Source organism: Micromonospora echinofusca (assembly GCF_017614955.1).
GTDB lineage: Bacteria > Actinomycetota > Actinomycetes > Mycobacteriales > Micromonosporaceae > Micromonospora > Micromonospora echinofusca_A.
Window position 1 is genome coordinate 1 of sequence record NZ_WVUH01000430.1, and the last position, 5,158, is coordinate 5,158.

Below are 5,158 nucleotides of genomic sequence, written 5' to 3' on the forward strand. Positions count from 1 at the left end.
CCGTACACCCCGCTCCGGCCGCCCCGGGCCGGCGGCCGCTCGTCCCCCCGGCCAGCCGGCGGCCGGTCGGCGTACCGGTCCCCGGCGCCGTAGCCGCGCTCACCCGGGCCGTGGTCCGGCTCGTCCGGGTCGTACCCGTCCCGCCCGGTACCGGTACGCCCGCCCCGACCGGCAGCCGGGCCGTCGGCAGCCGCCCGCCGTCGGGACCGGACGATGCCGAAGATCCCGGCGCCGACCAGGATCGCCCCGACCACCCCGACCGCGGCGATCAGGTACGTGATGTCGGAGAGACTCAGCCGGTCGGTCCAGGAGGTGCTGGCGACGGCCTTCTTCGGCGGGGCACCACCGGGCCGGTCCGCCACCCCGCTGCTCGAGGGGGTGTACGCCAGGACGTCGATCGGGTCGTCCTCACCGAGCTGGCCGGCGTCGGAGACGGTCAGGAAGGTCTTCCCGTCCGGGGAGTACGCGATGGCCTCCCCGAACGGGTCGGCGAGCGGGGTGACCCGGGGTTTGCCACCGGTCAGCGCCTTGACGACGTCCCCGTCGGGCACGTCGTACTCGAAGGCGTCGGCGTAGGTGCGCAGCACCACCCGCTTGCCGTCCGGCGAGCGGGCGGCCCCGGTGATCGCCACCCGGCCCGGCCCCTGCATCACGTTCTCGGTGCTGGTCTTGGGCAGGGTGACCTCGCCGGCCTTCTTCATCGGCACCGGTTCCTCGTTGTTGGTCTTCAACGCGGCGGCCGGGACGAAGATCTCCGCCTTGCCGATGGTCTTGGTGACGATGATCGGCGTGTTGTCGTCGGCCATCAGCAGCGCCTCGGCGTCGTGCGGCTTGCGCTCCGGGTAGGCGAGCCGGTGCAGGGCGGGTTTCCTGGCCCCGTTGGCCGGCATGCTCCACAACGCGACCCGGGTACGCCGTTCGGTGCTGGTGAGGTTGTCGCCGGTGTCGGCGACCCAGAGCGTGCTGCCGTCGGCGGAGAGCGCGAGGTCCTCGGTGTCGAACGGGCCGTTCCCGGAGTACTCGACCGCCTTGGTGACCTTGCACCTGGTGTCCAGGAAGAAGATCCGTTTCCGGCTCGGCTCCTCCGTGCCGTCGTTGATCACCACGTAGCCGGTCTTCGTGGCCACCAGACCGGACAGCTCCCGCAGCCTGCTGTCGGTGATCCCGCAGCGCTTCTTGCCGGCCGCCGGGGCGGCGCCCGGACCGCTCGGACCGGGTGTCGGCGCCGCCAGGGCCGCCGGGCCGGCGGTGAACACACAGGCGAGGCCGAAGGCAACCGTGACCGAGGAGACAGCGCGCCGCATCAGGTCAGTGTCGCATGCGCCCCGACCGCCCTGTGGCACACCGCGATCTTCCGCCGGGACTCCCACCACGGCGGGCATCCGGCACGTCACCGGCAGGCCCGATTCCCCACGGGGCCGCCCCTCCGGCGGGGCCGATCCGAAACCAATCGACAAACTACAATCCCATTACCGACCCGGCGAATGATCGGATCCGTTCATCGGGGGCCACACAGCCGGCGTCATCGCACCCCGGCCATGCGGAAAGGAATGTGTCGTGCGCCGTCACCTCACGCGCTGCTGCGCTGCGCTACTCGCACTCATCCTGGGAACGGTCGGAGCCCAGGGTGTCACCGGGCCTGCGGCCGGCGCCGCCGCCGAACCCGACTCCCTGCTGGTCACGTGCTACGACGGCGCCGTCTGGCAGTACACGTCGGTCAGCCCGACCACGCTGACCGCGCCCGGGAACACCGCCTTCACCACCACGACACGATGCCTCGACATCAACATGCGCAAGTCGACGACCGCGACCTGGAGCGTGCAGGCATGTGTGATCTTCGTTGACCACACCTCCAGCTGCAACTACTGGACCGAACTCAGCACCTCGTGGAAGACGATCGCGACCAATGTCGCGGACAACACCCATTTCAAGGTCATGGTGATCCACGACTGGCCCAACGCCAACGGCACCACCGCGATGCAGCTCGCGTTCTGACGGAGGGTCAACGCGAGCGGTCCCTTCCGACCGGGCGAGCCGGGTCGGAAGGGACCGGTTCCAGCCAACTGCGGGACATGCCCGCTCCGGTCAGCTCGCGAACGGGGCCAGCTCGGCGGCGAGCGCCTCGTCGACCCGTACGTGCAGCCGGGTGCCCTCCTCGACGTGCGCGGTGCTGAGCACCTCGCCGCGCCGGTGCACCCGGGCGACCAGGTCGCCCCGGTCGTACGGCAGGGTGGCCCGGACCTCCACCGCCGGCCGGGGCAGCCGCCCCTCGATCGCCAGCCGCAGCTCGTCGATGCCCCGCCCGGACCGGGCCGACACGAACACCGCCTCCGGCCAGGCCCGCTTGAGCCGCAGCAGGGTGTCCTCGTCGGCCGCGTCGGTCTTGTTGACCACCAGCAGCTCCGGCAACCGGTCGGCACCCACCTCGGCGAGTACCTCCCGCACCGCGCGGACCTGCTCCTCCGGGTCGGGATGCGCGCCGTCCACCACGTGTACGACGAGATCCGCGTCGGCGACCTCCTCCAGCGTCGACCGGAACGCCTCGACGATCTGGTGCGGCAGGTGCCGGACGAAGCCCACCGTGTCGGAGAGCGTGTAGATCCGGCCGTCCGAGGTGGTGGCCCGTCGGGTGGTCGGGTCGAGGGTGGCGAAGAGCGCGTCCTCGACCAGTACCCCCGCGCCGGTCAGCCGGTTGAGCAGGCTGGACTTGCCGGCGTTGGTGTAACCGGCGATGGCCACCGCCGGGACCGCGTTGCGGGAACGTCGGGACCGCTTGGTCTGGCGTACCGTGCGCATGCCCTTGATCTCCCGGCGCAGCCGGGCGATCCGGGTGCGGATCCGCCGCCGGTCCGTCTCCAGCTTGGTCTCACCGGGACCACGCAGACCCACGCCGCCGCCGGCACCGCCGCCGCGACCGCTACCACCGGTCTGCCGGGAGAGGGTTTCACCCCAACCGCGCAGCCGGGGCATCAGGTACTCGAGCTGGGCCAGCTCGACCTGGGCCTTACCTTCCTTGCTCTTGGCGTGCTGGGCGAAGATGTCGAGGATCAGTGCCGTCCGGTCGACCACCTTGACCTTGGTGCGCTGCTCCAGGTTGCGCAGCTGGGACGGGGACAGTTCCCCGTCGCAGATCACCGTGTCGGCGCCGGTGGACAGGACCACCGCGCCCAGGTCGTCGACCTTGCCCCGGCCGATGTAGGTGGCCGGGTCGGGCCGGGTACGCCGCTGGATCAGCCCTTCCAGCACCTGCGAACCGGCGGTCTCGGCCAGGGCGGCCAGCTCGGTGAGCGAGTTCTCCGCATCGGTCACGGTACCCTCGGTCCAGACCCCGACCAGCACCACCCGCTCCAGTCGGAGCTGCCGGTACTCGACCTCGGTGATGTCGGTCAGCTCGGTGGAGAGGCCGGCCACCCGGCGTAGTGCCTGGCGGTCCTCCAGCTCCAGCTCACCGGTGGTGGCGTCGAGGTCTTCGTCCGCCATCCGAACGAAGCTCTCCTGGTCTCGCAAGCGGGTCTCCTGTCCGTTTTGGTGCGTGTCGGCCAATCCTGACACGTGCAAGCGCACGTCGCACCGCTATATTCCCCCATCCCGACCGGTCAAAAGAACCGCTGATGGCGACGGTTCCGGCGGCTGGACCGGGTGCCGTGCGACGCGATCCCGGTCGCACCGGACGGGGCCGCATGCCGGGGCCGTGGACGCAGCGGGTAGAAAGGCGCATGCGGCGGTCGAGCGGCCGCAGCCCACCAACGACGGAGGGACCCCGTGGCGATCACCCGACTGCCCAGTGCCGGATTCTCGATCACCATCCGGATCGCGGTGACCGCGGACGCCTCGGCGATCGGCCGGTTGACCACCTGCGTGGGCGAGGCCGGTGCCATCGTCACCGCCCTCGACGTGGTCGACTCCGACCCGAACCACGTGGTCGTCGACCTGACCTGCGACACCGCCGACAGCGGCCACGCCGACCAGGTGGTCGTCGCGCTGACCGCGCTGGACGGGGTGGAGGTCCGCAAGGTCTCCGACCGGACGTTCCTGCTGCACCTCGGCGGCAAGATCGAGGTGGCGTCGAAGGTGGCGCTGCGCAACCGGGACGAGCTGTCCCGGGCGTACACCCCGGGGGTGGCCCGGGTCTGCCAGGCCATCGCGGAGAACCCGGCCGACGCCCGCCGGCTGACCATCAAGCGCAACACGGTGGCCGTGGTCAGCGACGGTTCGGCCGTGCTCGGCCTGGGCAACCTCGGCCCGGCCGCGTCACTGCCGGTGATGGAAGGCAAGGCGGCGCTGTTCAAGCGCTTCGGCGGGGTGGACGCCTGGCCGGTGGTGCTGGACACCCAGGACACCGACGAGATCGTCAACATCGTCCGGGCCATCGCCCCGGCGTACGGCGGGATCAACCTGGAGGACATCGCCGCGCCGCGGTGCTTCGAGATCGAGGCCCGGCTGCGGGAACTGCTCGACATCCCGGTCTTCCACGACGACCAACACGGCACCGCGATCTGCGTGCTGGCGGCGCTGACCAACGCGCTGCGGGTGGTGGGCAAGCAGCTCGCCGACGTGCGGGTGGTGGTCTCCGGAGCCGGCGCGGCGGGCACCGCGATCATGAAGCTGCTGCTGCGCCAGGGGGTCGGCGACATCATCGCGTACGACCGGCAGGGCGCCCTGCACCGTGGGCTGACCGGGCTCAACCCGGCCTGGCAGTGGCTGGCCGAGCACACCAACCGGGACAACTACGCCGGCGACCTGGCCGGGGCGGTCCGGGGCGCCGACGTCTTCATCGGGGTGAGTGCGCCGAACCTGCTCACCGGGGACGACATCGCCACCATGGCGAAGGACTCGATCGTCTTCGCGCTGGCCAACCCCGACCCGGAGGTCGACCCCCGGGAGGCCCGCAAGTACGCGGCGGTGGTCGCGACCGGCCGCTCCGACCAGCCCAACCAGATCAACAACGTGCTCGCCTTCCCCGGCGTGTTCCGGGGCATGCTGGACGCGCACGCCGAGGAGTTCACCGAGGAGATGGCGATCGCCGCCGCCCGGGCCATCGCGGACGTGGTCGGCGAGGAGAAGATCAACCCGACGGTGATCGTGCCGAGCGTCTTCGACTCCCGGGTGGCTCCGGCGGTCGCTGCCGCGGTACGCGCCGCCGCACAGTCCCCCGCCC

General features: G+C 71.3%; 4 protein-coding genes. 2 read left to right on the forward strand and 2 right to left on the reverse strand.

Features of this window, described 5'->3' with window-relative positions:
• On the reverse strand, window positions 1-1,304 hold a 1,304-nt coding region (locus GSF22_RS30210), incomplete at its 3' end, for a hypothetical protein (RefSeq protein ID WP_208817319.1).
• A 253-nt stretch (window positions 1,305-1,557) separates the two neighbouring features.
• Here GSF22_RS30210 and GSF22_RS30215 point away from each other — a divergent pair.
• Window positions 1,558-1,995 (forward strand): hypothetical protein, encoded by a 438-nt coding sequence (locus tag GSF22_RS30215; RefSeq protein ID WP_208817320.1) that lies wholly within the window; start codon window positions 1,558-1,560, stop codon window positions 1,993-1,995.
• 90 nt (window positions 1,996-2,085) lie between these two features.
• On the opposite strand, the gene hflX is transcribed toward GSF22_RS30215, so the two are convergent.
• Window positions 2,086-3,507 carry a GTPase HflX gene (gene hflX, locus GSF22_RS30220; RefSeq protein WP_208817321.1) on the reverse strand — a complete coding sequence of 474 codons (1,422 nt, stop codon included), beginning with the start codon at window positions 3,505-3,507 and terminating at the stop codon, window positions 2,086-2,088.
• A 255-nt stretch (window positions 3,508-3,762) separates the two neighbouring features.
• On the opposite strand from hflX, the gene GSF22_RS30225 reads away from it, so the two are divergent.
• Window positions 3,763-5,158, forward strand: a 1,396-nt coding sequence (locus GSF22_RS30225) for an NAD-dependent malic enzyme (protein ID WP_208817322.1), incomplete at its 3' end; no start/stop codon positions are given.